This is a genomic window from Pedobacter gandavensis (assembly GCF_032678745.1).
Taxonomy (GTDB): Bacteria; Bacteroidota; Bacteroidia; order Sphingobacteriales; family Sphingobacteriaceae; genus Pedobacter; species Pedobacter gandavensis_C.
In genome coordinates, this window is the sequence record NZ_JAVTST010000004.1 from 131,447 (window position 1) to 158,164 (window position 26,718).

27 protein-coding genes are annotated in these 26,718 nt (G+C 38.8%); 12 read left to right on the plus strand and 15 right to left on the minus strand.

What is annotated here, in order from left to right:
• Positions 1 to 33: 33 nt before the first annotated feature.
• On the minus strand, positions 34 to 573 hold the full coding sequence (locus R2S10_RS14825) for a DUF2892 domain-containing protein (RefSeq protein ID WP_316841203.1): 540 nt from the start codon (positions 571 to 573) through the stop codon (positions 34 to 36).
• 125 nt (positions 574 to 698) lie between these two features.
• Here R2S10_RS14825 and R2S10_RS14830 point away from each other — a divergent pair, with 125 nt between their 5' ends.
• Together R2S10_RS14830 and ung are read left to right on the plus strand one after the other, a co-directional pair.
• Complete coding sequence (locus tag R2S10_RS14830) at positions 699 to 1,211, plus strand: thioredoxin family protein (protein ID WP_316841204.1); 513 nt, start codon at positions 699 to 701, stop codon at positions 1,209 to 1,211.
• A 21-nt stretch (positions 1,212 to 1,232) separates the two neighbouring features.
• Complete coding sequence (ung, locus tag R2S10_RS14835) at positions 1,233 to 1,910, plus strand: uracil-DNA glycosylase (RefSeq protein WP_316841481.1); 678 nt, start codon at positions 1,233 to 1,235, stop codon at positions 1,908 to 1,910.
• A 103-nt stretch (positions 1,911 to 2,013) separates the two neighbouring features.
• Here ung and R2S10_RS14840 read toward each other — a convergent pair whose 3' ends face one another.
• The gene (locus R2S10_RS14840) at positions 2,014 to 2,484 is read right to left on the minus strand and encodes an Lrp/AsnC family transcriptional regulator (RefSeq protein ID WP_048906633.1); all 471 of its coding nucleotides are present in this window, start codon (positions 2,482 to 2,484) and stop codon (positions 2,014 to 2,016) included.
• Between the two features lie 138 nt (positions 2,485 to 2,622).
• On the opposite strand from R2S10_RS14840, the gene R2S10_RS14845 reads away from it, so the two are divergent.
• The 3 genes from R2S10_RS14845 (at position 2,623) to smpB (ending at position 5,686) form a co-directional block, all read left to right on the plus strand.
• A complete protein-coding gene (locus R2S10_RS14845; protein ID WP_316841205.1) occupies positions 2,623 to 3,276 on the plus strand; it encodes a metal-dependent transcriptional regulator in 654 nt (217 codons plus the stop codon).
• A gap of 1 nt (position 3,277) precedes the next feature.
• Positions 3,278 to 5,140 (plus strand): Nramp family divalent metal transporter, encoded by a 1,863-nt coding sequence (locus tag R2S10_RS14850; RefSeq protein ID WP_316841206.1) that lies wholly within the window; start codon positions 3,278 to 3,280, stop codon positions 5,138 to 5,140.
• Positions 5,141 to 5,236: 96 nt separating this feature from the next.
• Positions 5,237 to 5,686 (plus strand): SsrA-binding protein SmpB, encoded by a 450-nt coding sequence (gene smpB, locus R2S10_RS14855; RefSeq protein WP_182961031.1) that lies wholly within the window; start codon positions 5,237 to 5,239, stop codon positions 5,684 to 5,686.
• Positions 5,687 to 5,702: 16 nt separating this feature from the next.
• Here the strand turns inward: smpB and R2S10_RS14860 are convergent, their stop codons facing one another.
• From R2S10_RS14860 to R2S10_RS14870, 3 genes are all read right to left on the minus strand, one after another.
• Positions 5,703 to 6,359: a protein-L-isoaspartate(D-aspartate) O-methyltransferase gene (locus tag R2S10_RS14860; RefSeq protein ID WP_316841207.1), complete on the minus strand. Its 657-nt coding sequence runs from the start codon at positions 6,357 to 6,359 to the stop codon at positions 5,703 to 5,705.
• Positions 6,360 to 6,444: 85 nt separating this feature from the next.
• On the minus strand, positions 6,445 to 8,922 hold the full coding sequence (gene priA / locus R2S10_RS14865) for a primosomal protein N' (RefSeq protein WP_316841208.1): 2,478 nt from the start codon (positions 8,920 to 8,922) through the stop codon (positions 6,445 to 6,447).
• A gap of 2 nt (positions 8,923 to 8,924) precedes the next feature.
• Positions 8,925 to 9,314 (minus strand): DUF423 domain-containing protein, encoded by a 390-nt coding sequence (locus R2S10_RS14870; protein ID WP_316841209.1) that lies wholly within the window; start codon positions 9,312 to 9,314, stop codon positions 8,925 to 8,927.
• 92 nt (positions 9,315 to 9,406) lie between these two features.
• Between R2S10_RS14870 and R2S10_RS14875 the strand changes: the two genes are divergently transcribed.
• Together R2S10_RS14875 and R2S10_RS14880 are read left to right on the plus strand one after the other, a co-directional pair.
• Entirely contained in the window at positions 9,407 to 10,969 is a 1,563-nt protein-coding gene (locus tag R2S10_RS14875) for a DUF3352 domain-containing protein (protein ID WP_316841210.1), read from the plus strand.
• Between the two features lie 55 nt (positions 10,970 to 11,024).
• A complete protein-coding gene (locus R2S10_RS14880) occupies positions 11,025 to 12,434 on the plus strand; it encodes a DUF5723 family protein (RefSeq protein ID WP_316841211.1) in 1,410 nt (469 codons plus the stop codon).
• 53 nt (positions 12,435 to 12,487) lie between these two features.
• Here R2S10_RS14880 and tsaB read toward each other — a convergent pair whose 3' ends face one another.
• The 7 genes from tsaB to R2S10_RS14915 form a co-directional block, all read right to left on the minus strand.
• Positions 12,488 to 13,171, minus strand: a complete 684-nt coding sequence (gene tsaB, locus R2S10_RS14885; protein WP_316841212.1) for a tRNA (adenosine(37)-N6)-threonylcarbamoyltransferase complex dimerization subunit type 1 TsaB — start codon at positions 13,169 to 13,171, stop codon at positions 12,488 to 12,490.
• 23 nt (positions 13,172 to 13,194) lie between these two features.
• Positions 13,195 to 13,428, minus strand: coding sequence for a membrane protein insertion efficiency factor YidD (gene yidD, locus R2S10_RS14890; protein ID WP_182961045.1), 234 nt, complete (start codon positions 13,426 to 13,428; stop codon positions 13,195 to 13,197).
• Positions 13,412 to 13,807, minus strand: a complete 396-nt coding sequence (locus tag R2S10_RS14895; RefSeq protein ID WP_316841213.1) for a ribonuclease P protein component — start codon at positions 13,805 to 13,807, stop codon at positions 13,412 to 13,414. Before R2S10_RS14895 ends, yidD begins: the two co-directional genes overlap by 17 nt.
• A gap of 63 nt (positions 13,808 to 13,870) precedes the next feature.
• Positions 13,871 to 14,029 (minus strand): 50S ribosomal protein L34, encoded by a 159-nt coding sequence (gene rpmH, locus R2S10_RS14900; RefSeq protein WP_073232865.1) that lies wholly within the window; start codon positions 14,027 to 14,029, stop codon positions 13,871 to 13,873.
• 109 nt (positions 14,030 to 14,138) lie between these two features.
• Entirely contained in the window at positions 14,139 to 14,876 is a 738-nt protein-coding gene (locus tag R2S10_RS14905; RefSeq protein ID WP_316841214.1) for a LytR/AlgR family response regulator transcription factor, read from the minus strand.
• Positions 14,876 to 15,871 (minus strand): sensor histidine kinase, encoded by a 996-nt coding sequence (locus tag R2S10_RS14910; RefSeq protein ID WP_316841215.1) that lies wholly within the window; start codon positions 15,869 to 15,871, stop codon positions 14,876 to 14,878. The genes R2S10_RS14905 and R2S10_RS14910 overlap by 1 nt, the downstream gene beginning before the upstream one ends.
• 82 nt (positions 15,872 to 15,953) lie before the next feature.
• Positions 15,954 to 16,733 carry a LiaF transmembrane domain-containing protein gene (locus R2S10_RS14915; RefSeq protein ID WP_316841216.1) on the minus strand — a complete coding sequence of 260 codons (780 nt, stop codon included), beginning with the start codon at positions 16,731 to 16,733 and terminating at the stop codon, positions 15,954 to 15,956.
• A gap of 180 nt (positions 16,734 to 16,913) precedes the next feature.
• On the opposite strand from R2S10_RS14915, the gene R2S10_RS14920 reads away from it, so the two are divergent.
• On the plus strand, positions 16,914 to 17,783 hold the full coding sequence (locus R2S10_RS14920) for a ChaN family lipoprotein (RefSeq protein ID WP_316841217.1): 870 nt from the start codon (positions 16,914 to 16,916) through the stop codon (positions 17,781 to 17,783).
• Between the two features lie 72 nt (positions 17,784 to 17,855).
• Here R2S10_RS14920 and mscL read toward each other — a convergent pair whose 3' ends face one another.
• Positions 17,856 to 18,299: a large conductance mechanosensitive channel protein MscL gene (gene mscL / locus R2S10_RS14925; RefSeq protein WP_316841218.1), complete on the minus strand. Its 444-nt coding sequence runs from the start codon at positions 18,297 to 18,299 to the stop codon at positions 17,856 to 17,858.
• A gap of 317 nt (positions 18,300 to 18,616) precedes the next feature.
• Between mscL and rpoN the strand changes: the two genes are divergently transcribed.
• A complete protein-coding gene (gene rpoN, locus R2S10_RS14930; protein ID WP_316841219.1) occupies positions 18,617 to 20,086 on the plus strand; it encodes an RNA polymerase factor sigma-54 in 1,470 nt (489 codons plus the stop codon).
• A gap of 15 nt (positions 20,087 to 20,101) precedes the next feature.
• Here the strand turns inward: rpoN and R2S10_RS14935 are convergent, their stop codons facing one another.
• Both R2S10_RS14935 and R2S10_RS14940 read right to left on the minus strand, forming a co-directional pair.
• The gene (locus R2S10_RS14935) at positions 20,102 to 20,569 is read right to left on the minus strand and encodes a response regulator (protein WP_316841220.1); all 468 of its coding nucleotides are present in this window, start codon (positions 20,567 to 20,569) and stop codon (positions 20,102 to 20,104) included.
• A gap of 227 nt (positions 20,570 to 20,796) precedes the next feature.
• Positions 20,797 to 21,264, minus strand: coding sequence for a response regulator (locus R2S10_RS14940; RefSeq protein ID WP_316841221.1), 468 nt, complete (start codon positions 21,262 to 21,264; stop codon positions 20,797 to 20,799).
• Positions 21,265 to 21,529: 265 nt separating this feature from the next.
• On the opposite strand from R2S10_RS14940, the gene R2S10_RS14945 reads away from it, so the two are divergent.
• From R2S10_RS14945 to R2S10_RS14955, 3 genes are read left to right on the plus strand one after another with little or no spacing between them, the layout of a single operon-like run.
• On the plus strand, positions 21,530 to 23,866 hold the full coding sequence (locus tag R2S10_RS14945) for an Rv1355c family protein (protein ID WP_316841222.1): 2,337 nt from the start codon (positions 21,530 to 21,532) through the stop codon (positions 23,864 to 23,866).
• Positions 23,867 to 24,556, plus strand: a complete 690-nt coding sequence (locus tag R2S10_RS14950; protein WP_316841223.1) for a hypothetical protein — start codon at positions 23,867 to 23,869, stop codon at positions 24,554 to 24,556.
• The gene (locus R2S10_RS14955; RefSeq protein ID WP_316841224.1) at positions 24,556 to 26,718 is read left to right on the plus strand and encodes a 7TM diverse intracellular signaling domain-containing protein; all 2,163 of its coding nucleotides are present in this window, start codon (positions 24,556 to 24,558) and stop codon (positions 26,716 to 26,718) included. The genes R2S10_RS14950 and R2S10_RS14955 overlap by 1 nt, the downstream gene beginning before the upstream one ends.

The following is a 26,718-nucleotide window of genomic DNA, read 5'->3' on the forward strand; positions in this document are numbered from 1 at the left end:
CATGTGGCTTTTTATTTAATTCTTTAAATATTCTTATTTGTATCTTACTTGTTGTTGTCTGTCCATCATTCCCATTTGATCTTTCATCTGTTTGATCTGGTCAGCAAGTAATTTATTCTTATCTGCTTTCTTCGCTTCTGCTAAATACATCTGCGCTTCTCTTTTATTTCTTTTCCCCATCGCAATTCCTGCAAGACTTAACTTCGCTAAGGCGATGTTGTGGTCCATGGTCATTCCCAATTGAAGTGCTTTCTTGAAGTATTTCTCAGAAGCCATTGGTGCTTTTCTAGACTCAATTAAACCGATCAGCAAATTGTAATAACCATGCTGCGCTCTGATCAATTGTTTCTCATAATCAGTAATCCTTCTTAAGAAAACCTCAGATTTAGGCATGTTATCTTTTCTTAAATACCATTGTGCTAGCAACATATTCTCATTGAAGAAGTAAGTTACCAGGATTAAAAGACTAATGAAAAATGCTAAAATTCCCCATCCCCATAAACCGAAAACCATCAGGGCGATGGCCCCTCCTAACACTGCGAAACCTATAATAAGGCGAACTATATTTGGCATATTCCTTTTAAATTATTTTTTGCAAATATCGTGTTTATATCACAAAAAGCAGATTTAATTTATAATTTCAAGAAAGAAAAGGAGGAGTCTCCCAATCAGCCCATAAAAACCAACCAAAAACTGTGATGAAAAAGTTAATTACCTTTACGCTCTTATTATTTGCTATGACAGCCAGTTCACAAGAAATCAACAAGACCACCAAAGACGATACCGGGAAGGTCACCGGATTAATCAATATCTGTAACAGAGTAGGTTTACAAGCCTTACCAGAGATGCAGCAAAGGTATGATGTGGAATATCCAGCCTATCAGCCAGACCAAAATACTATACTGGCCCTTCAACCTTTGATGAAAGGTAAAAAAATCACGATTGTAATGGGTACCTGGTGTGGCGACAGTCAGCTACAAGTCCCTCATTTCTATAAAATGCTGGATGCCTTGAAAATTACCGAGCAGGACATTACTTTAATTTGTGTAGACCACAGTAAAAAAGCTGAAAACGGTTTAATAGATGGCATGAACATTAGTCATGTCCCTACATTCATTGTCAGCGCCAACGGAAAAGAACTGGGTCGCATTACAGAATCACCAAGAGAAACATTGGAAAAAGATATGTTGAGTATCTTCGCCAAAAAATAAAATATGTTAATTGATATAGATATGCCACTGAATTTAGATAAAAGCTGGCTAACCCATTTGCAGCCAGAGTTTGACAAAGCTTATATGAAAGCTTTAAAAACATTTCTATTGGAAGAAAAGGAAGAAGGACACGAGATCTATCCTAAGAGCACGGATATATTTAATGCATTAAACCATACCCCCTTTGACAAGGTGAAGGTGGTCATTTTAGGACAGGATCCTTATCACGGTCAGGGACAAGCACATGGCCTATCCTTTTCTGTGCAGAAAGGAGTAAGCACTCCCCCTTCTTTAAAAAACATCTATAAAGAACTGAGTACCGACATTGAAAGCTTTAAGACACCTGACCATGGAAATCTGACCCAATGGGCAGATCAGGGCGTTCTTTTACTGAATGCCACCTTAACAGTAAGGGCAAAAACAGCAGGCTCCCACCAAAAAAGAGGATGGGAAATGTTTACCGACACCATCATTACAGAATTATCTGAGAAAAGAACAGGATTGATTTTCATTCTTTGGGGTGCCTATGCGCAAAAGAAAATCGCATTGATAGATACCGCTAAGCATACAGTGATTACTGCGCCACACCCCTCTCCTTTCTCTGCATATACAGGTTTCTTTGGCAGTAAGCCATTTTCAAAAACCAACGCACAATTGATAAAGCAAGGAGAAAGCCCGATTAACTGGCAGATCAGCTAAAAAAGAAAAGGGGTTACTCAACCTACATTGAATAACCCCTTTTGAATTTAAAACAGGATCCCCCCTGTTTTTATCCTAATTAAATAGGCTTAAAGAAACAATTTTAGTACTCCAAAGGAACAATCGGTTCTTTCTTTGTCGTAGACATGATCATCATCGTTTGAAAAGTTTTCACTACAGAAATCTTACTGATCTTATCCATAATCAAACGCTCATAAGCTTTAATATCGTTCACATATACCTTTAACAGAAAATCTGCCTGACCGGTTACATGGTGACATTCCGTAATTTCTTTGATCTGGTTAACCTCATCAAGGAAAATCTGAATGGTATTGTTCTTATGAAAATCTAATTGAACCTGGATAAAAGTTTTAATCCCTAAACCTAGCTTCTCTTCATCCACTAAAGCATGATAGCTTTTTATGAAACCTGACATTTCTAGTTTACGTACCCTTTCTAAGGTTGGTGCAGGAGAAAGACCGATTTCCTGTGATAGAAGAAGGTTGGTAATCCTACCATTCTCTTGTAGTAGTTTAAGTATTTTAAAGTCTGTTTTATCTAGTTCTGCTGCCATCTGTGTTTAAAATATGATCAAAGGTAGACTATCAATACGAATTTCACCAAATTTTATTCTAAAAATCGTAGTAATAATTATAGTTTATTTCTCTTTAATTTTTTAGATTTGTCTAAACATTTAGTTAGACACACAAAAATGCAATCATTCACTGAAGAGAACTACCTGAAAATCATCTACCATTTATCGGAGAATAAGGAGGAAGCTGTCCAAACCAATGCAATTGCTGAAAAAATGCAAACCAAGGCTGCTTCCGTAACCGATATGCTGAGGAAGCTTTCAGAGAAGGAACTGATCAGTTATAAAAAGTATCAGGGCGCGCATTTGACACCTCTTGGCAGACAAACGGCAATCAATGTCATCAGAAAGCACCGACTATGGGAAGTGTTTTTGGTAGAAAAACTAAATTTCAAATGGGATGAAGTGCATGATATTGCTGAAGAGCTGGAACACATCAATTCTCCCGAACTGGTAGAACGTCTAGATGAATTTCTTGCCTTCCCAAAAAATGATCCCCATGGTGACCCAATCCCTGACAAAAACGGGAATTTCGATTTTGTTCCATTTATCAAGCTGAGTAAGCTTAAAAAAGATGATCAGGGTTTGATTATGGGTGTGAGCGAACATTCTTCAGCTTTTCTCAAGCATTTGGAGAAACTAGGCTTGACCTTGGGGAAATCATTAACCATTAGTACCATCAATGATTTTGATGGCTCAGTAGAAATCATTGTAGAAAATAAAAAAATCAGTGTAACCAGAGAAATAGCCAAGCACATACTCATCAGGATTTAACATGAAGCATTCCGAATCTCTAAGCGAAGTAAATCAAAGTGTAGACACCAGCAAACGTAAAGGCTGGCGTCGTATTTTATCATTCATTGGCCCTGCTTATTTAGTGAGTGTCGGTTATATGGATCCCGGAAACTGGGCCACAGATATTGCCGGGGGAAGTAAATTCGGATACCAGTTGATCTGGATTCTGTTAATGTCAAACCTGATTGCCCTCTTGTTACAATCTTTAAGTGCCAGACTCGGAATCGTAAGAGGACTGGATTTAGCCCAGGCTTCCAGAAATGGCTACCCTAAATGGATCAATATCCCATTATTTGGTCTTGCTCAAACGGCGATTATTGCCTGCGATCTGGCAGAAATCATTGGTATGGCCATTGGTTTACAACTTTTATTCGGACTTCCCTTAATCTGGGGAATCAGTCTCACCATTTTTGACACCGTCTTGTTATTGTTTCTGCTCAATAAGGGCATGCGTAAAATGGAGGCTTTTATCGTTTCCATGGTATTTATCGTCGGCGTTTCCTTTCTCGTGGAGATGTTTATTGTAGAACCAAATTTAAAAGAAATCGTTAAAGGATTTGAACCTTCAATGTTATCAGGTGATGCATTATACATTGCCATCGGGATCATTGGGGCCACTGTAATGCCACATAACTTATACCTTCACTCCTCTCTGGTACAAACCAGGAAGTTTGAACGGGATGAAAAAGGCATCAAAGAAGCCATTAAATTCAATTTCATAGATACTGCAGTTGCACTTAACCTTGCGTTTTTTGTTAACGCAGCGATCCTGATCCTTGCCGCAGCAGCCTTCTATAAGAATGGTTTGCATGAAGTTGCGGAGATACAGGATGCCCACAGGCTATTACAAAACATCTTCGGAGATGTAGCTCCAGCGCTATTTGCCATCGCTTTGATTGCTGCCGGACAAAGTTCTACAGTAACAGGAACCCTTGCCGGACAAATCGTAATGGAGGGCCACTTAAAGCTAAGAATCGAGCCTTGGTTGCGTCGTTTAATTACCCGTTTACTAGCAATTATCCCCGCCTTCTTAACCATTTTAATTCTTGGAGATGATGCTTTAGGCGGCTTATTGATTTTGAGTCAGGTGGTCTTGAGTTTACAACTCGGCTTTGCAGTTATTCCATTGATCCATTTCACTTCGGATAAAAAAACGATGAAAGGCTTTGCCATCAAACCTTGGGTAAAAGCCCTGGCATGGATCAGTTCTATTGTCATTGTAGCACTAAATGTTAAACTGGTTGTTGAGGAAATTAGTGGCTGGACCAGCGATAGTCACAGTTGGTACTTATATGTAATCGTGATTCCGGCAGCCATTTTGATTGGCCTATTGTTATTATATGTTTTCATTTATCCGCTATTAAACAAAGCGAAAGAAGGGCAGCACAATGCTCCACACGGCGATGCAATGGATATTGAGGATGTCGAAAAAATCAAATATGCACGGATTGGCATCACTGTTGATTTCTCTAAAAATGATAGAAACACCATCCGTCATGCCCTAACTCAAGGCGGAAAACACGCACATTATTACCTGATTCACGTGGTAGAAACCGCTGTTGCAAGATATTATGGCGAAGCTGCATTAGACGCAGAAACCTTGAGTGATGCGGAGAACCTGGAAAAATACCTTGCAAATCTAAAAGAGCTGGGTTATAAATCTACCGCTCACATCGGCTACGGAGGTACGGTAGCGGCAATTGTAGAGATCAGTAAGCAAAATGACCTGGAATTATTGGTGATGGGCGCTCATGGTCACCAAGGTATAAAAGACCTGATTTTGGGAACCACTGTCAACTCGGTAAGACATAAAGTAACTATTCCGGTATTAATTGTCCGATAAAATTCAGAAATCACTATTTCTTTCGGATATTAGCGGTATTCTTACAAAATCCGGCACAGAATATATCTATGCCGGGTTTTGTGAAAATTGAAAGCAATGAAGAACGATATTCAAATTAAAAATAAAAGAGCTTACTTCGATTACCATATTGTTGAGGAATTTAATGCAGGTTTGGCCCTTTTGGGTACAGAGATTAAAGCCATCAGACAAGGTAAAGCAAATATGTCCGATGCCTTTTGCATGTTCATAGGTGATGTTCTTTACGTTAGAAACTTACATATTTCCGAATATAGCCATAGCTCTTTCCACCATCACGACATTAAGCGCGACAGAGTTTTGCTACTCCATAAAAAAGAGCTTAAAAAGCTAAAATTCAGAAGTGAAGAAAAAGGCTATACTATTGTTCCTTTAAGAATTTATACCAACGATAGAGGATATGCAAAAATCCAGATTGCATTGGCACAGGGTAAAAAGGAGTTCGACAAAAGAGACAGCATAAAAGACAGAGAATCCAAAAGAGAGATGGATCGTGCAATGAAGGAATAAATGCCTGGGATTTAATTTACCAGGCCTGATCTCCTACTAATGGTACAAAGCGGAAGGTGTCCAATTCAATCCTATCGTAATCAGTTTCGCTTACGCGGATAACGGTCACCATTTTCTGCGTATTTTCATCACCAACAGGGATGACCAAAATCCCTCCTATTTTCAATTGCTTAAGCAATGCTTCAGGAACCCAAGGTGCGCCTGCAGTTACAATAATCTTATCATAAGGAGCGTGTTCAACAATACCTTTTGAACCGTCTCCAAAGAAAAAATGAGCATTATAACCCATTCCAGGTAATACACGAATGGTATGGCGGTAAATGCTTTCCTGGCGCTCAATCGTATATACATTGGCGCCCAGCTCCATTAGTACACAGGTTTGATAGCCTGAACCGGTTCCTATTTCCAGTACCTGATCTCCTTTTTTAATGTGAAGCAGTTCACTTTGATAGGCTACAGTATAAGGTTGTGAAATGGTTTGTCCATCACCAATCGGAAATGCGATATCTTTATAAGCCTGATTCCAGAAAGTTTCATCAAAGAAAAAATGACGTGGCACCTTACCGATGGCTTCCAATACATTTTTATCAGTGATACCTCTCCCCTCAAGATGAGTAACCAACCTCTTTCTCGCTCCCCGCTCCCTATAATTATCTACAAACTTATATGCCATTACTCAAAAATAGGTTTTTGAAAACTAATGCGCTTACATAAGTGACGCCTAAATTCTAATCGTCACAGTATCAATCGCAATAAAACTAGTAAGGATCTACATCTACCTGTACAATCGCTCCCCGGTACTCTTTTTCTGCCTGAAATTGCAAAATAACGTCCTTTAATACGGATTTCACTTTAGTGATGGCCGTGTTCTTGTCGCTTTTAATGATGATCTGCTTGATGTAATAATTCCTGATTCTGCCAACCATTGGTTGCTCAGGTCCGAGAACCCGACTTCCTAAATGTCCTTTTAACACATTTGCGAATTTCTGCGCAGCAACATTTAAAAGATTCATGTCTTTATGTTTGATATTGACAAAAATAACCCTGGTAAATGGCGGATATTGAAACTCTCTTCGCTCGCGAATTTCATCCGTATACATTTCCTGATATTTATTGTCAATTACCTGTGTAATGATTCTATGTTTATCATCATAGGCTTGAATGATCACCTTTCCTTGCTTATCCCTTCTTCCTGCTCTACCGGCAACCTGGGCCAGTAACTGATAGCTTCTTTCAAAAGCTCTGAAGTCCGGATAATTCAATAAAGTATCCGCATTAATCACGCCAATTAAAGTCACATTATCAAAATCTAATCCTTTGGCTACCATCTGTGTACCGATCAGGATATCGGTTTTTTTCTCCTGGAAGTCGGCGATGATTTGCTGCAGTCCATTTTTTGTCCTGGTGCTGTCTACATCTAGCCTTGCAATTTTCGCTTCCGGGAAGATCAGGCTCAGTTCTTCTTCTACCCGTTCCGTTCCAAAACCTTTTTGCTCTATATGTACAGAGCCACAAGCCGGACAAACATTGATACTATTCTGATGGTAACCGCAATAATGACAATGCAATTTACCACTGGTTTTATGATAGGTTAAACTCACATCACAGCTCACACATTTTGGGGCATAGCCACAAGTTGCGCAAATCAGGATAGTGGCATAGCCCCTTCTATTTTGAAACAGGATCACCTGCTCTTTTAATTTCAAAGTTTCTTCAATCTCTTCCACCAGCGTACTGGAAAAATAAGAGATCATCTTTTTCTTTTTGGTCTCTTCTGCAATACTAATCACTTCCTGAACTGGTAAGGCTACACCACCAAATCTTTCGGACATGGTGACCAATCCATATTTTTGATGAAGGGCATTGAAATAACTTTCAATAGAGGGTGTTGCGGAGCCTAATACGACCTTTGCTTTATGCAACCAGGCCAGATACACTGCCGCGTCTCTTGCCTGATAACGTGGTGCCGGTTCCTGTTGCTTGTAAGAAGACTCATGCTCTTCATCAATAACAATCAGCTTTAAATTCTGGAAAGGTAAAAACACTGCAGACCTCGCCCCTAAAACGATGCGATACTTGCCGTTGAGTACCTTATTCCAGATTTCGACCCTTTCATTGTTGTTAAATTTGGAGTGATATACCCCTATGGCATCTCCAAAATAACGTTGGATCCTTTCTACAATTTGTGTAGTCAGGGCAATTTCCGGTAGGAGGAACAAAACTTGTCCACCGTTTTCAATGGCTTTTTCAATTAAACGGATATAAACCTGTGTTTTACCTGAGGCCGTTACCCCATGTAATAATACCACATCTTTCTTTTCAAACTCCGTTTCAATTTGTGTCAAAGCCAATTGTTGAGTTTCACTCAGCTCAAAGTTCAACACGAAATCCTCATCCTGATCTTTGAGCCTGCTCACCGGCTTCTTTTCAATCACAAAAACCTCCTTATCCATCAACGTTTTTAGCGCCGCTGGACCACAATCACTCTCTTCTAACAGTTGCGCTTTAGGAATCGTACTTTGTTGCCTGGACAGCTTTAAAAAAGTCAGTAGCGCATTCATTTGCTTCGGAGCCCTTTCCAACACTGAAAACAATTGTTTCAAATTCTCCTCTTCATGATAAAAAGAATGCAGGGTAACAAAAGATTTTAACAATGGCTTATACTTTTCAATCACCTCTTCGGCGATATAAACCATTTCTTTATCCAGTAAAGTATTGATAATGGGATACACGGTTTTCTGACCTAACAATGCAGAGACCTGATCGATCGTTAGTCGGCCATGTACCTTTAAGGCATTCACCAGGGTTTCCTGTTTGATGTTGAGTACTTCTCCATCCTGAGGAAACTCTTCTTTCAGTACGATAATCGTTTCACTGGCCAGTTTCAGTCCTGCCGGCAATGCAGCCGACATCACTTCTCCTTCATTACAAAGATAATAGCTCGTCATCCATTCCCAGAACTCCAATTGCGAACTTGTAATTACCGGGTGTTCATCGACTACATCAATGATATATTTTGCCTGATAGATTTCTGGTGCCTGTTGGCTGATACTTTTAATCAGGGCTGTATAAATTTTACTTTTCCCGAACTGAACCACCACGCGCTTTCCTATCGCCACCTGATCATTCAATTCGAAAGGCACTCTATATATATAATTTTTCGCCAGAGAAAGTGGCAAAATCACCTCAATAAAAAGGGTTTCCCTTTCTGCGAATTCCAGTTGACCAGAACTCATCCTTACTTGTTATTTGAAGCGGCAAAGAACAAACTTCCCCATCCAAGAATAAACAGTAGTCCGCCAATCGGTGTAATCGGTCCTAAAACAGCACCGAAGCCAATATGGGTAATCTCTCTTGTCGCCAATAGATACAATGATCCTGAGAACAGGATAATCCCTAAACTGAAGAAAATATAAGCCAATTTAAGTAGCTTAGGTTGATTCATACTCAGCTGAGAAAGAAACAATAATGCGAAAGTATGATAAAACTGATATTCCACACCTTTGCTCCAGATTTCCAATGCTTCAGGACTGACCTGACTTTTTAAACCATGGGCGCCAAAGGCACCTAAAATGACTGCTGTTAATCCAAATAGAGAGGCGGTTAATAAAATAGGTCTGTTGCTCATAAAATCGGCTTTTTTAATCTCCCAAAATTAAGAAACTTGGTTGCATTTTCTTAGTAATCCCAACTTATTAAATTAAATTTGTAAGGACAGCAATGAAAAAGATCCTCCTTAGTATCATCGTACTCCTAACGGCCATTGTGACCATGGCCTATTTCTATTTTTCTAAACTAAATATGGCTCATGCACAGTCAGACCTCAGTCTGTATGCTGCAGTTACTGAATCCGGGTTTATCTTCTCTTTTGAACAAGACAAAAGCGTATTGGATCTTTTAAAGGGACAGGATAACTTTGAGGAAATCATGGGTGCAGAGAAATTTAAATCCCTGCAATCATTAAAAAATGTAGTGCTATCCTCGCCTAGCTTAAATGCATTAACAAAAAAACAACTGATCTATCTGGGCATTCTTCCTGGAAAGGGAAAAGAACTGAATTATATCATTAGTACGCAGAGCGATCAGGAATTCAGTAAAATGCAATTGTTTCATGCGCTAAAAACTGCAGCCATTCAGCTAGACACAGCCTTAGGTCAGACCAAATTAACCTTAGCCGATAGTAGTGTTTTCTACCTGGGTCTCAAAGATCATTTGATTTTACTGTCCAATAGTCCAGAGCCAATTAAAACCATTTTGTCAAAATCTAATGATAAAAAGGACGAAGCTTTTGTAGAATACATTAAATCTGGTAGTAAACTGTCGAAAAATAGTCTGGCGCAACTATATGTTAATTTCAATCGGATCCCGGCATTACTGAAACCCATGATCCCAGGAAAATTAAATGGCGAACTTGCCATTCTGGATCAGCAGGATGCTTTTGCCCTTTTAACGTATAATTTCAGCAAGGAGAAGGTTCTTTTTACTGGAACGACAAAGTTAAATGACCCAAATAGTTACTACCAGCTATTTGCAGAAGAAAGTCCTCAAAAAATGAGTATTCAGAACATTCTTCCTGAACGTACTGCCAATTACACCATTTATGCCATGGACAAATATGAACCCTGGAGTAAAAAACTGGACCAATGGTTCACACAGCATAAAGAAGATCAGAAACGCATAAAACTTGCAGCAACTATCAATCAGAAATACCATTTGAACCTGGAATTGCTCTTCCCTGTATATTTTCAAAATCAAATGATGACTTTTCAATTGAGTACATCTGAAAAACTAGGAGCCATTAGCCTAAGCAATGGCGATAAACTGGATCAGTTACTAATTGATTTAAGTGAAGATTATTCCGAAGATTTAAAACTATTTAAAGAGCCGGATCTGCTGTACACCTATTTTGGACTACCCTTTAAATCCTTCAAAAGACCATATTATCAGATCCTTGACAATTACCTGGTCTTTGCCAATAATCCAGCTACCTTAAAATCCTTTTTAAATGACTACAGGGCTAATAAATTGCTGATCAATACTTCAGGATTCATCAATGTAAGCAATCAATTGCCTAATAATTCAAATCTGAATTTCTATTTGGATCATAAAAATTCTCAAAACTTATTGGCTAAGAACATGAATCTTCCATTTTCAAAACAATTTAATTCAGAAAAAGCCTTAAAAAACTACGAGTCATTTGTTTATCAATTGAGTGGAGATCATGGAAAGTTTCAAACCAATATGCTTATTAGCAAATTCATAGAGCCTCAAAAAGATTTTTAATTTTTTCACCATAAATCATTAATAATCATCAAGTTTGTTAAGCAAACAACAAACTATGTCAAAAAGGCTGCTCTCAATTTGTATTTTGATCCTATTAGCGCAACAATTAAAGGCGCAACAATATGGCCTTTTTAATACTAAGACATTGTTTGATGGCTTTGAGAATCCTGCACAAAAGGTCTTTACCTTGGATTCTTCCAGGCAATACGCTTCCAATTTCCTGCTACCCTATTTTGGCGTAAATGCAGCGAGCAAGGGAAATTCTGATTTCGTACGTAGGTTAATCAACGAGGGGATTTACAAATCACAAGATATCCCATTGGAAAGAAAAGGCCTCAATACCCTTTATCAGCACACCAATGCTTACCTGCTCACACTTAAAATATATAATTCTTATAAATACCAAAAAGAATTAGGTTTCTCCTGGCAGTTCAGAACGGATGCCCTCGCGAAATACACCAATGAAACTTTGATCATGATTGATGATGCTGATCGGATAAATAATCCGCTAATGCGAAATGGCATTTTTAATGACAAAGGATACGGGCTCAGCTATCATCAGTTTAGCGTTACTTACCGGGAAAACTACACTAAAAGACTAGCCTTTGGCGCGAAGCTCAGTCTGTTAAGTGGAACCAGTTACCATCAATTAAACATTGTTGAATCCGGATTAAAAAACACCTCAGGTTCAGGCTTTCCAGAGGTGGGATTTTCAGGAACTTACCGTGCAACTTTTATAGATGATAAGGAACTAAGTTCAAATACCTTAATGCCTACTTTCAAAAATCCTGGCGCATCGATCAGTTTAGGTACCTCCTACCAAAGTAAAAGTGGCTATTTCCTAATGGCTAACCTAAAAGACCTCGGTTTCATCAAATGGAATAACCAATCCTATTATAAAAGAATAAATTCTAACATCACTATTGGAGATCCTAATCAAAGCACCGCAGACACCAAGAAACAGCTTAAAGATGCAATAGCTAAAAATCCCGATAGAGAAGGCTTTTATTCTGCCACCAATGCTAAAATAGATGTGATGCTTTCAAAAAGCTTCGGTCTATGGACCCCATCTATCATTGTATCTAAGAACCTGTTTTTCACAGGAGGAGATGCGGCTATGGTCAACAAATTCAAATATGAAGGCTTTTCTGTTTCGGCTACACCTACTTATAATTTCCATCAATTGTTTTACCTCGGACTTCAAACCATGTACCAAACACCAAATTTTGAAGTATTCTTAGGCTCTGATGATTTATTAAAAACCACCAGTCAGGTTCAGGGAATCCTCAATAAGGACGCAACAATAGGTAATGGTTATAACGGGGCTTCTGTATACCTGGGAATTGGAATAAAGTTCGGGAATTTTGTAGAACACCCGCAAAACAGCAGTACCATGCCAGGAATTGGGGAGGAGTCTCCAGGACTATTCAAACGCCTGTTCAGTATCTTCTCTAAGAAGAAATAAAAGCCTGGCGACTTCCATACCATTCAAATTTAATGCGATAAGATCAGGGCTGTTTATTTTTTCTTCGGCGTAGTAAACACGAAATCCTTGAGATAAAAAGGCTCAAAATAGGCTACATCTTCAAACTTACCTTGCGTATAAGCGGCCATTGCCAGCGCACTCATATTGGCTGCAGAGTTAAAGTTGGTCACAGAAAAATGCGCATTCTCATGTTTTAATGTCTCTGCGCATTTTGCGGCACCGTCACCAATAAAGGTAACTTTTTGCGCCGTTAACAAGCTTTCAAAGCTTTGTTCATCAATAATTTTCGCTTCTACAGGGGATACGTAATCCAATTGCGCATCAAAAACTGCGGTAAACACTTCCATTCTTCGGGCATCAATCATCGAGCAAACCAATCCTTCATGGAGCGGCTCAGCTTTCAGGAAACCTTCAGCCATCATTTGCAAAGTATCTATCGCGATTAAAGGTTTTCCCAATGCAAAACAAAGACCTTTGGCGGTCGATACTCCAATTCTCAATCCGGTATAAGAACCCGGGCCTTTACTTACGGCTATCGCATCCAGTTCCGAAAACTTTAGTCCGGCGCTATCCATTACAGATTGAATGAATAAAGTAAGGCTTCCCGCATGAATATTACTAGCCATTTCTTCTTTCAGGGCAATGGTTTTCCCATCCTGAGAGATTGCGGCAGAACAGACTTGTGTAGCGGTTTCGATTTGAAGTATGGTAATCATCGGGTAAATATAAATATTCAGGATTAAGGAACAGGATCATGGCCATGTGCGCCCCAGGGGTGACAACGACCAATCCGCTTCAAAGTTAACCATCCTCCTTTAAAAGGTCCATGCTTTTTTATCGCTTCTATTCCATATTGGGAACAAGTAGGCGTAAAACGGCAATTGGCACCCAATAACGGCGATATAAACCATTGATATAGCTTAATTAGTCCTAAAAAGAACCAACCGATCACCAGTTTAACTGCCCTGATCATTTTTGATATTGCCGATTAACCTTTTCAAAGCACCTTCCATTTTCTTCTCCAAAAATGAGAACTCATAGATTTTCTTACCCACATACTGGATAGAAAAAATCAAGAGCTTTTCTGATCCTTCCAGGGATGGATACAACTCTGTTTGTTTTTGCAAACGATAGACCTCACGAATCCTCCTCTTGATCAGGTTCCTGTCGACCGCTCTTTTAAAGCGTTTCTTGGGCGCGTTGATCACTACCTGAGCAGGATAACTATGCGGGACATCTACAAAATGATAGGAAATGCGGAATGGATATAATAAAAAAGAAGAACCGTCTTTAAATAGCAGATCTAATAATTTTCTACTACATAACCGTTCTTCTTTATTAAATGTGTTCATGTTTTTGATCGCAAATTTGCAGATATTGTGATCTGCTAACACTTATTGTGCTGCAATCAAAAATTATGCTTTGTGACGACGTTCGTCAGAAACTGATAGCTTACTTCTTCCTTTTGCACGACGAGAAGCTAATACTCTTCTACCGTTTGCTGTAGCCATTCTTTCGCGGAAGCCGTGTTTGTTTCTTCTCTTTCTTTGCGAAGGTTGGAATGTTCTTTTCATAACTGTATTATATCTTAGACTATTTTTTTAAATAAGAGGTGCAAATATAGCTTGATTTTATTTTAATTGCAAATAGAATTCAAGGTAGTTTACTTTTTTCCTTAAAATCTTACAAGCCAAGCGCCGCTTTGAGCTTAATATAGCCCGTTTTACTCACTGGAAGCCATATATCAGATTTTAAAAGAACAATATAACTGTCCTTTTCTTTCAGTTCTATTTTTGTCACCTGGGCCAAATTTATGATATATGATCGATGAATACGAATAAATTGTGAAGATTCTAACGTTTGTTCGAAAAAGCTCATCGTCTTATTCTTATGAAAAGCGCCTTCAGTGGTACTTAACTTCACATAATCGTCGTCTGCTTCCAGGTAATGAATATCTGCTACAGCGATGATTTTTATGACCCCATTCTTCTTCACCACTACTCTATTCTGCTGCGCAGGGTTCAATGCGGCTGTATCCAACAGCTCGCGACTGTACTGTTCGCTTTGATTTAAGCGGGCCGGTAATTTTTGTATGGCCAGGTCAAATCTGCTTTTTTCTATCGGCTTCAGCAGATAATCTACTGCATTTACTTCAAAAGCTTTAATGGCAAACTCGTCGAAAGCAGTAGTAAAGATCACTGCTGGGTGTTGTTCTACTAATTCCAGCATTTCAAAGCCATTGATCTTAGGCATTTGAATATCCAAAAAAATAAAGTCCGGTTGGTGCTGTGTAATCGCTTTAATTCCTTCAAAGCCGTCACTACACTCCGCAACTACCTCAATGTCGGGAAAGCTGCTCAGATAATGTTTTACGACATCCCTGGCCAGGGATTCATCATCTATTAAAATGGTTCTCATCATTATTTTTGAGGTATTTTTAGCGTTGTTATATATATATTATCTTCTGTAGCCCTGGTTTGGAGCAATTGTTCATCACCAAAAAGCAAGTATAACCTGCGTTTTATTGCCGATAACCCGAAGCCTGTCCCGCCTGTCGCCCTCATTTCCGGATCAAAAGGATTTTGCACTGTAATCACCAATCTATTATTTTCTACTTTCACAAAAATAGAAATCGTAATCGCCGCAGCTGTATTGTACAAACCAAATTTAATCGCATTCTCTACAATAGGCTGTAAGAGCGTACCTGGCAAGCATAAATCTAAGGTTTCTTCCGCAACTTTTACTTCAATATTTAAACGGTGACTAAAGCGTACCTTTTCAATATCAAGATACAGTTGAATATACTCCATCTCCTCTTCTACCTTCACCCAAATCTCATCGTCTCTTTTCAAATTCCCTCTTAAAAAAGAAGCCAGCTTCATGATCATATTCCCTGCTTCAGTAGGGTTCATGATGGTCAGCGCATAGACAGAATTGAGACTATTGAAAAGAAAATGAGGTTGTAACTGGTGACGTAATTTATTTAGTTCCGCCTCTTTACTCAGATTTTGTGCGATCAATAAACGCTCCTGGGTGGCCGACTGCTCTTCCAGGCGATACCATAGAATGTTGGCTACCGCGCACCAGGCAAGGAAAACAAACACAATGATAAACCTAAGGATCAGCGACAGCTGTAAAAAACTCTGATAAGTCAGCTCATTGACAAACAAATAAGAGAGGGCAACATTACTGATAAAGGTAATCAGTCCGGCCAGCATAAGGGTAATCACCAATACAAACAGAATCGTTTCATTTTTTGGTTGATAAAAACCCAGCATATTGCTTAAAATCATGCAGGCCAAGGCCAAAAGCCCGTTTGTAACCAGGCTGTCGGCAATAGAAATGTACCAGTTAAAGTTTAAAGTGTAATAAAAGAGCAGGACAAATACCGATACCCAGGCTACAAATATTCCCAAGGCGTATCGTTTAATATTCTTATTAGCAAGCGGTCTGTTGGTCAAAATACAAGAAGTTAATAATAGGTAATAGCGTATTTAATTAAAAATTGCGAATCTCCACGCCACCAAACAAAGCCAATCCTGTGATTTTTATGATTTTATTTCCTCCATCGGAAAGCATCACAGGGCCCCTTTTATCTTCTATCCCGCCAAAAACCGCAGTTACTTCCGACTTTACAATCCAGCTGGAAGGAATAATGATTTTCACTCCACCAAAAACAGCCACGACCTCCAGTACAATTGCACCTTCAAAGTCCGCCTGAGTCAGGTTTACATTGCAGCCACCAAAAACGGCAACCAGATCACCCCCTTTAAAGTTCTTGGAGTACACATGCTGATCCGTACCTCCAAAAACGCAGACAGCATCAATCACATCATTTTCATCCACCCAGCCTTCCGTTTTAGGCTCCTCGCCAGTCCCAGTAGGCTCTTCAGCCCCTACAAATGCAGTTTCAGGGAAATTTGCTTGTTTCTTTTTCCATTTAGTAGTATTAATGCGACTTGATTTAGGTTTTAAAATCAAATAAAGTCCCATAATCATTAAAGCCAATGCAAAATAATATCTTGATATATCTTCATCTAGCACCCGCTGTAAGGTAAAATAGCCTCCAATCAATACCATAATCAACCAACCTTTACCTTCAAAGTTTCTTTTGTAACCTACAAACAAACCTATAGCAATCAGCAAAGTATGCCAGCTCAACAAGCCACGTGGTAAATCAATGCCTATATTCTTTAATAGGAAGATCATTCCAAATCCTAAAAGAAACAGCCCAGCCCAGGTACTATTATTTTTTTTACCGTCATTCCACTTTTCCATGGTTCTCTATTTATTCGTTTAATCTATGTGTTTCTACTCAAATGTAGGGGATCAACCCACATTTCCAAATATCAATTACTCAGGATGATGTGAATAGCCGGTAAAGCCCCATTTTTTATCGGTAAAAATTATTCGTTAATTTGGATTGAATCTAATTAAGATAAGAATAAGCACGGATCTATGAGAAAACTAATCATTGCGCTGTTATGCGCCTTACCCCTATTTTCAATCGCACAGACGCCAACGGAACACTATAAAGTATATGATGTAAAAAAGCAAAAGCTAATACAGCTGGATGACCTGTTAAAAGATATGAAAGCAGTAGATGTATTATTTTTCGGAGAAGAACACAATGATTCTATCGGCCATTTACTGGAATTTGAACTCTATAAAAAACTCAGCAGTACTTACCCGAAAACCGCATTGAGTTTAGAAATGTTCCATACAGATGTTCAGCCAGTGATGGATGAATACCTATCAGGGCTGATTTCTGAAAAAAACTTTGTAAAAGAAGCCAGGGTATGGAAGAATTATGAAGACTATAAGCCAATGATTGAATATGCAAAAACTCATCATTTACCGGTTATAGCAGCCAATGCAGCTACCCGTTACAGCAATGCGGTGAGCAAATCTGGTTTATCAATACTGAGCCAGTTTCCAAAAAGCTCTAGCAGCTTTCTCCCTCCACTACCTGTGGATACGGCAACTGGAAAATATTACGATAAGTTTATAGACATGCTTGGCGGTCATGGCATGGGGAGTATGAAAATATACCAGACGCAAAACCTTTGGGATGCGACGATGTCCTGGTCTATTGCCAAATATTTAAAAAGTCACAAAGGCTCGAAGATATTCCAATTGAATGGCCGTTTTCATAGTGATGAACAGTTGGGTACCCTGGCTAAATTGAAAACGTTATTGCCAAAATTAAAAACAGCCAACATTTCCTGCTTTTCAGGAACAGACTTTACAGCGCCAGACTGGTCGAAATACAGCAATCTGGGCGATTATATCATCCTGACAGACCCAAGCGTTAAAAGAACATTTTAAAAGCATTTCGGATCGAAAAATAAAAAACCACCTGAGCGTTCAGGTGGTTTTTTATTTTTTATAGAAAGCGGCTTACTTATTTTTTAGTAAATCGCGGATCTCAGTAAGTAATACCTGTTCTTGTGTTGGTGCAGGAGCTGGAGCTGGAGCCTCTTCTTGTTTTCTTTTCATTTTATTGATGGCTTTTACCATTAAGAAAATGATCATTGCCAGGATAAGGAAATTGATCACCTCAGTTGCAAAGTTCCCCCAGGCAAACACAGGGCCTATTTTCCTTGCGTCTTCCAAAGAAGCAGTAGGATTGCTGGCAACAAATTCCCGAACTTTAGCACTCAGAGGGACATAGAAATTGATAAATCCCTTGTCGCCAATCAGTAAACTGATCGGGGGCATAATTAAGTCGTTGACCAGGGAAGTCACGATCTTGCCGAAAGCGCCTCCAATAATTACACCGACAGCCAGGTCAATCACATTGCCTTTGACTGCAAATTCCTTAAATTCTTTTACAAAACTCATAAGTAGTATTAGTTTTAGATGTTAAACGTCCTAATAAAAGTAAGTAATTATTTTCAAAACCCTCACCTATTCCGGCTATCCATCGATATTTCTCTAAATTGCCCAAACAAGAGAGCGATCCAACAACAACAGATTAAGGATGGTTTACAGGAATATTCGGGATCAAACCGAAGGATAGCAGAAAATATTTTGAGAACAATGGATTTCTAAAACGCTTTATTCCTGTTAAAAACACAATAATACTTTGTCGAGATAGTTTATATGTAAACCAAATTCGTATTTTTGGAACGGGTACTTAAATACCGCTTTGATAAAACATGCTTAAACAACATCTACAACAAAAACTACTTCAAAAGCTCTCCCCTCAGCAAATCCAATTTATTAAATTGCTGCAAGTACCTACTGTTGCATTAGATACCCGAATTAAAGAAGAACTAGAGGAAAATCCAGCACTCGAAGATCCCAGCTTAATGATCGCTGAGGAGCCTAAAAGTGAATATGACGACCTTAATGACACACCGGATGATTTTGATGCAAGTGCGAAAGAAGAAAACACGGATGAGTTTAATGTAGATGATTATTTACAGGACGACAATGTAAACGATTATAGCACCTCTTATAACAATGAGGATGATGAAGAAAAGAAAGAGACTCCGATTGCAATTGAGAGTACTTTTTTTGAAAGTTTACAAGAACAACTAGACCTGGTTCCACTATCCGATCAGGATTTTATCATTGGAAAGCAAATCATTGGTAGTTTAGATGATGACGGCTATTTACGCAGACCTATTACTTCCATGATCGACGATCTTGCTTTTTCACAAAATGCAATGGTTGAAGAAGAGGATGTTTTAGAAATGTTAAAAGTGATTCAAAGCTTTGACCCTCCGGGAATTGCCGCCAGAGATTTACAGGAATGTCTGACTTTACAATTAAAGCGCAAAGACCCTTCAAATCCGATCATTCAAAAGGCGATTGTCATCGTAGAAAACTATCTGGATGAATTTACCAGAAAACATTACGATAAATTAGAAAAAGCTTTGGGCTTGAACAGTGAGGACCTAAAAGAAATCATTGCCGAAATTCTGCGTTTAAACCCTAAACCGGGAGATTCAAATCAAGTGACCACCAAACAGCTACAAGTCATCCCTGATTTCCATGTCAGCAATAATGACGGTACTTTAATTCTGACGCTGAATTCAAAAAATGCGCCTGAACTTAGAGTTAGCCGCTCTTATATCGATATGTTTGATCACTACGATAAAGCTGCACAAAAAGATAAAAAATTAAAGGAGGCGGTTCAATTTGTGAAACAGAAACTGGATTCTGCAAAATGGTTTATTGATGCCATTAAGCAAAGACAGCAAACTTTGTTAAAAACAATGAACGCCATCATGCAATACCAATATGAGTACCTGTTGACCGGTGATGAGCGTAAAATGCGCCCAATGATCTTAAAAGACATTGCCGATAAAATTGACATGGACATTTCTACTGTTTCCAGGGTAGCGAACTCAAAATACGTACAAACAGAATTCGGAACTTTTCTATTGAAATCATTCTTCTCTGAGGCAATCCAAACGGAAAGCGGTGAAGAAGTATCAAATAAGGAAGTAAAGAAAATCCTGGAAGACTGTATTGGAAATGAGGACAAGCGCAAGCCATTAGCCGATGAAAAGCTAACGGAAATCCTAAAAGAACAAGGATACAATATTGCAAGAAGAACGGTTGCTAAGTACAGGGAACAAATGAATATTCCGGTGGCACGTTTAAGAAAAGAGCTGTAAAATCAGAATGGGGGACTAAAAATCAGTCCCCATTCTTAATAAGTTTTCCAGTTTCTCATTGGCCACCAATAAGCTGGCAGTAAGATCCCTATTGTCTTTTCTCAAAGTATAAAGCTCAAAAGCTTTCTCAATGTTAATGCGAAGGTCGTCTTCCATCCAGGGTTTCTGAATATACCGATACACCTGTCCTTTGTTAATTGCATCAATTACCGCGTTGATATCTGCGTATCCAGTCAACAGGATTCTAATCGGATCAGGAAAATCAGGAATAATTGACTCCAGAAACTCAATCCCCGTCGTCACCGGCATTCTTTGATCTGTAACGATCACATGGATATCATTAGATTCCAAAACCTTCCTACCTTCTATTGCTGAGTTTGCAATAAAAATATTGAATTTACGACGAAAGCTTGCTTTAAAAGCGTTGAGGTTGTGTACTTCATCATCAACATAGAGAACGTTTACGGAAGTGTCAGAATTCATAGAAATTTAGCCTTTTTTTTGTTAAATATATTTCAATTATTATGAACAAAAAAACTATTTAAAGATAAAAGTCAGATGCGGTTTTATTCTTAAATAATTACACAAATAGGCATTAAAATATCATTAAATGGCTATTCATTAAAGAAATCATCAAATTAATTTGAATTCTTTTTCGGGACAATATCAATAGCAAACCGATATTGACCCGAAATTCTACTCCTAATTTTTTAAGATAAGAGGCTCTGACGGAATAAAAATTCCAGCTGTTGATTCACGATCAATAATTTTTCTGTCAGCTCCCGGTTTTCCTTTCTTAACGAATAGATCTCAAAAGCTTTTTCAATATTGATCCGAAGATCTTCAGCCATCCAGGGTTTCTGAATGTATTTATAAACCTGCCCTTTATTGATGGCATCAATCACGGCGTTAATATCTGCGTATCCTGTAAGTAAGATTCTGATGGGTTCAGGAAAATCAGGAATGATAGATTCCAGGAACTCAATGCCCGTCATGACAGGCATCCGTTGATCAGTAATGATCACATGGATTAATTGTTTTTCCAGAACCTTCCTCCCCTCCTCTGCTGACTCTGCAGTAAAGACATTAAACATTCTTCTAAAGCCCGCTTTAAAAGAGTTTAGATTGTGAGATTCATCGTCTATGTACAGGACATTTATGGATGCGTTAGAATTCATCTTATGAATTTAATATAATTTTTTTAAATATATTGCTTTTATAAGGTTCAATGAACTAATTTGGTTGAAAATTTATAAGAATAAAATATTCCGATCCTGTTTTTTGAACTAATATTCATAGCAACGACGCTCATTATTAGCACGTAACGCGTTAATTAAAATTAACATCATCGTAATAATAAAAATTATACTTTCATTATACCCCTGAAAAGTATAATTTTAATAGAATTTTTGTAATGATTAAAGAGTATATCTCATAGAACAAATGCAATTAGATAAAGAATTACGTCAACTTAAAAAAGAGCTAGCTTCGCAAACAAAAAAGTATAGTGAAATCTATACACCAACATTCTTTAGAATTCTAAATCCAGAAGATCAATCTTCATTATTGAATTTGCTAAAAGAAAAACCGCATATCCAGGTATTTGACAGTATTACAAATCAACTAACAGATCTGGTAAAAGGATTAAATCCAACATTAGTGCTGAGCAAGGCACAAATCGATGAACTTATAGTAAAACGTTTGAATGGACTAGAGGCTGATACTTATGGCGTATGGGTTTATTACCCATGGTTAGAAAAGCTGGTTCATATCCTTGACAAAGAAGAATTTATCCTAGTCCGAACCAATCGGAATAAACATAAAATCACCCAACAGGAACAAGACCTCCTGATGGAGAAAAAAATTGGCGTCATCGGGTTATCCGTTGGACAATCAGTTTCCCTTACCCTGGCCATTGAGCGCGGATGTGGAGAGTTACGCATTGCAGATTTTGACCACTTAGACCTGACCAACCTAAACCGTATTCGTAGCGGCGTACAGAATGTTGATTTAAGAAAAACAGTGATTGTTGCACGCGAAATTGCGGAGATAGACCCTTTCTTAAAAGTAACCTGCTTTCACGAAGGTATCACAGAAGATAACATTGAAAGTTTCTTAACTGAAAATGGAAAACTTGATCTTTTAATCGATGAATGTGATGGAATTGACATCAAAATCCTTTGTAGAGTAAGGGCCAAAGCACATCAGATTCCAGTATTGATGGAGGCCAGCGACAGAGGTACTATAGACATTGAACGATTTGACCTGGAGCCAGAGCGTCCTATTTTACATGGATACATTGAGCATCTCGACATTTCAAAAGTAAAACACCTTAAAACAAACGAAGAAAAAATACCTTATATATTGCCGATTGCAGGAGTAGAAACTTTATCCACCAGGATGAAAGCCTCTATGATTGAAATTCAACAAACCATCACTTCATGGCCACAACTGGCCAGTGCCGTAACCTATGGTGGAGGCATCACCGCCGATCTGTCGAGAAGGATTCTCTTACAGGAACTTTCTGTTTCAGGTAGGTTTTTTGTCGACATTGAAGAGATCATTGCAGATCCGGTGAATACTTCCAAAACCGCTGTAGTACCACAACCTGAAAAAGGAATCTCTTTTCCAGAAATGGAGGCAGCAACAGCCGAATTGCAACTTACAAAACCAGAAAATGCCATTCCACTTGATGGAGAGCAATTGGATGAACTGATGCTGACCGCACAAAGAGGAAGCTCAGCAGGTAATAATCAACCCTGGAAATGGCTGTATAAAGACGGTGCATTGTTCCTTTTCCATGATAAAGAACGCTCCTTCTCTTTTGCAAACCATAAGAATATTGTGGCCTATGTAGGCTTCGGACTTACTCTGGAAAGCATCCGTCTGAAAGCAGATGCACTGAACCTGGAAGTTCATGAACAGCTTTTTCCAGATTCCGAAATTCCGGAACTAATTGCCGTTTTACAATTCTCTAATGCAGCAGCAGATCGTAAAAAAGATGAACTGGCAGATTTCACCGACATCAGAAATACGAATAGAAACCAGCCTAAAGTAATCAAGGCCATCCCGGCAGAAGCTTTAGCCGAAATCAAAGCGGAAACAGAGCAGATTGACGGAGCCAAAATCTATTTTATAGAAGATAAAAATGCCATACAACAAGTGGCAAATATTATGGGAGAAGCCGATAAGCTTCGTCTATACACCCCTACTGGTCATCACGAACTTTTCAACCTGGAACTGAGGTTTACTAAAGAAGAAAGCGAAAGAACCGGCGATGGATTAGACCTGGAATCTTTCGGCTTAACAGCAGGAGAAGCCATTGGGATGCGCATTGCAAAAGATCCAAAAGTACTCGAGCTGTTGAAAACTTGGAAAATGGGTACTGGATTGGAACGCCTTTCTAAAAAGTCAGGTCTGGCTTCCTCCGCTATTGCCCTGGTTACCATGCCAACTTATACCGCCGATGATTTCATTAAAGGCGGGAAAGCCGTAGAACGCATGTGGCTAACGGCAAACCGTGCAGGCATTTCTCTGCACCCTATGACTGCCAGTATTCTACACTTTAACATTTTAAAATATGGAGATGGACTAAATCAGGACCTTTATCTTAAAGACAAATTTTCTGAATTAAATGAAATTTTCTACAATTGCTTTTCAGCAGTAGATCAGCAGGAAGTAAGCGTATTTTTATGTCGGTTATTCTACGCTGAAGAAGAAGCAACACCTTCGAAACGTTTGCCAATAGATAAAATATTTATGTCTAATTTAACCCACTAAATGGTAAAGTTCACCGCATTTAAAGCAACAGATAACGAGGCTTTATGTCATAAGTTCATAGATGGCCACAGAAAAGTTTTGGAGATTTATGGCATCACCATGATTACATCTGCAAAACATGCCTGGATGCAGCATGAGAATACCTATGTCATCCTGGTAGAATCTACCGAGGATGGAAGGGCATTAGGTGGCGCGCGGATTCAAATTGCCGATGATGAATTACCTCTTCCAATTGAAGATGCAATTGGAAAACTGGATCCTAAAATATTTGACCAGCTCATAGAAAGAAAGTTATTGAAAACCGGCGAACTTTGTGGTCTTTGGAATTCCAGAGAAATTGCGGGTTTTGGAATAGGTAGTATCTTTTTAATCCGGGCTTCTGTAGCTTTAGCTTATACACTAGGGCTGCACAGTTTATTTGCCCTTTGTGCTCCGGCTACCGTTAGAGGAGGAAAAAGAACAGGTTTTGATGTGAACATTGCCGTTGGCAACAATGGACAATTCTACTATCCTAAATTGGATTTAATTGCCACTGCGGTAATTATTGACAACCTGAGAACACTGGAAAAAGCAGAGCCAACCATTAGAGAGCTTGTTTTTGACCTTATTGAAAACCCGGTACAAGTACGATCGGAAACAGGCCCTAAGGGTGATGTGGATATCATGTACGATTTAAAGTTTGACAAATAATGCAACACCCGAATACCTTGAAAAAGATTGCACAGTTTTTTTGTTTTATTTTAATTTTTCTGTTGTTTAGCCATCAGGCTACTGCACAGATCATTCAGCTGAACAGCACAAAAAATACCCAGATCAACATTAGCGACCAGGTCTCTACCTATGAAGATGCTTCGGCAGAACTTTCCCTGGAACAAGTCATTAAAAAAGGAGAATTCAGACCCAATTATAATAAGATTGCCAACTTCGGACTTACGAAGTCCAATATATGGATCAGAATCAAAATCGCAGACCCGAAAATGGCCAGTGATTATTACCTTCAATTGAAAAGCCCGAATCTGGATAAAGTAGTCTTTTTCTACCCGGAACAAGGACAATACAAAGCGATTAAATCCGGAAATGAAGTTTCTATCCACCGTCGGGATATTGTTCATCAAGACCCGATTTTCAGACTCAGAACCACTTCAGATACCACTACTTATTACCTGAAAGTTTCTGCCTCCAGTCCGATTACCCTCCCGCTATTTATAGGGTCTTATGCTACAATTATGCAGGGGCTTTCTATGGAAAGCAATGTTTTCAGCTTGTACATGGGCTTAATCATCACCATGTTCTTATACAATATCTTTATATATTCCACCGTAAGAGACAGGAGCTACCTGTTTTATGTGGTCTATATTTTTAGTGTTGGCTTTACCCAACTTTGTTTACAAGGTTATGCATTCTCCTTACTTTGGGGCGACAACCTGTACTTAAACAATCAGGGACTGGTATTTTCTATTGTTTTCGTAGGTATCACTTCTATTCTCTTTACCAAGGAGTTTCTCCATGTCAAGAATTTTTATAGAAATGTAAACCGTTACCTGAATATACTCCTCTTACTTTACCTTTTCTGTTTTGGAATCAGCATTACTGGCTATCCCGTAGCAGCTCAAATGGCGCTGCAATTGCTTACCATTGTAGCCTCTATTAGCGTAATCGTTACAGGTATCATCATTTACAGAAAGAAATACCGTCCAGCGCTTTATTTTACAATTTCATGGTCTTGCTTCCTAATCGGAGTGATCATATTCATATTGAAAGATGTTGGTATCCTTTCTTATACTTTCTTAACGAATAATGCGATCTTAATCGGATCTGGATTAGAAGCCGTATTGCTCTCTTTTGCCCTGGCAGATAAGATCAACATCTTTAAGAAAGAGAAAGAAGAATCACAATCGGAAGCATTGAGAATTCTAACTGAAAATGAAAAACTGGTACGTGAACAAAACGTCCTGTTGGAAATCAAAGTAAAGGAAAGAACAGAAGCGCTGGAGACCTTCAACACCAGCTTAAACGATGCATTATCAAACCTGAAAGAGACACAATCTCAGTTGGTCGATTCTGAAAAAATGGCCTCTCTAGGTCAGCTGACTGCCGGTATTGCCCATGAGATCAACAACCCGATCAACTTCGTGACCTCGAATATTAAACCCCTTCAGATGGATATCGACGACTTGAATGAGTTGATTGATATGTACGAAAAAATTGATCCGGCACAAGACCTTAACTCACAACTTGGCGATATTGAATCTTTCAAAAGATCTATTGATTTGGATTTCGTTAGAGAAGAGATCAAATCCTTACTTTCCGGAATTGGAGAAGGCGCCAAACGAACGGCTGAAATCATCAGAAGTCTGAAAAATTTCAGCAGGCTTGATGAGAATGACACCAAACCTGTGGACTTAAATGAAGGCCTGGATTCAACCCTGGTTTTACTGAGAAGCACTTTCCCTGGAAACCTTCAGATTGTCAAGAATTATGGCAGCTTACCGAAAGTAGAGTGTATGCCTGGTAAAATTAATCAGGTCTTTATGAACCTGATCAGTAATGCCATTCAGGCGATCAAAGGAAAAGAATCGCCAAATAGCGAGGAACAACTGAGCATCAGCACCTGGCAAGAAGGAGAAGAAGTGAAAATCAGTATCAAAGATTCAGGATCAGGAATGTCTGAAGAAGTAAAACAAAAGATTTTCGAGCCCTTTTTCACAACGAAAGATGTTGGAGAAGGTACTGGTTTAGGTTTATCCATCGTATTTAGGATCATTGAAAACCATCGTGGTCACATCGATGTTGTGACAAAAGTAAATCACGGTACAGAATTTATTATTACCTTACCCCTAATCTCACGATAA